The organism is Streptomyces murinus, assembly GCF_002154555.1.
GTDB classification, from domain to species: domain Bacteria; phylum Actinomycetota; class Actinomycetes; order Streptomycetales; family Streptomycetaceae; genus Streptomyces; species Streptomyces murinus.
The window spans coordinates 1-867 of record NZ_MUNF01000782.1; the positions used below are offsets into that span (position 1 = coordinate 1).

The 867-nt window shown below is 72.7% G+C and carries 1 protein-coding gene and 1 pseudogene; one reads left to right on the forward strand and one right to left on the reverse strand.

Annotated features, from left to right (window positions below):
* Nucleotides 1-295, forward strand: a pseudogene (locus CCN72_RS34905) (rhodanese-like domain-containing protein); the annotation flags it as partial.
* A 52-nt stretch (nucleotides 296-347) separates the two neighbouring features.
* Here CCN72_RS34905 and CCN72_RS34910 read toward each other — a convergent pair.
* A partial coding sequence (locus CCN72_RS34910) for a DUF4232 domain-containing protein (RefSeq protein ID WP_143664308.1) occupies nucleotides 348-867 on the reverse strand: 520 nt, incomplete at its 5' end.

Consider the following 867-nt stretch of genomic DNA (forward strand, 5'->3'; position numbering starts at 1 on the left):
CGGCGGCCCCGGATTCGTGCTCGTCGACTCCCGCTCCACCCACTCCTGGGACCAGGGGCACATCCCCGGCGCCGTCCACCTCCCCACCGCGCTCATCCCCGAACAGGCCCCCGCCCTGCTCGACAGGTCCGTCCCCGTCGTCACCTACTGCTGGGGCCCCGGTTGCAACGGCGCCACGCGTGCCGCCCTCGCCCTCGCCGAACTCGGCTACCAGGTCAAGGAGATGCTCGGCGGATTCGAGTATTGGGTGCGCGAGGGCTACGCCTACGACACCTGGCGGGGCCCAGAGCGCCGCNNTACGCCGCACCGGGTCCTACGACGCGCCGGGTCCTACGCCACACTGGGTTCTACGACGCCTCGCGCGCCCAGGCCCGGACCGCCAGCTTGCCCGTCGTACCGAGGTCGAGATGGGGCGTGACCGTCACCGGCGCGGCACCCTCCTTCGCCCGCACCCTGACATACGGAACATTGACCGCCGTACCGAACTCCGTGAGGTTGCGCCACATGAGACCCGAGACCGCGCTCTGGCCCGGCTTCAGGACCAGCGGGCGGGCCGGGTCGTCGAACCCGCTGCCGGTGCTGATGCCGCTGCTCCCGTGGAAGATCCGGACGCCGTGGACGGGCGCGAGGTCGTCGTCCAGCAGTTCCAGTTGCGGATAGCCGTCGAGGGCGTAGTCCCGCTTGCCACAGTTCTCCAGGCGCAGGCCGACCACGCGCAGCCCCATCGCGGCGTCGCCGTCGTCGTTGGTGAGACGGACGCCGGAGGGCGGGCACACGCCGGGCGCGGGCGGTGCCTCGGCGGCGGGCACCCGGGTCACCTGGGCGACCTTGATCCGGCTGACCCGCGACGATCCCGGGGCCGGCGCC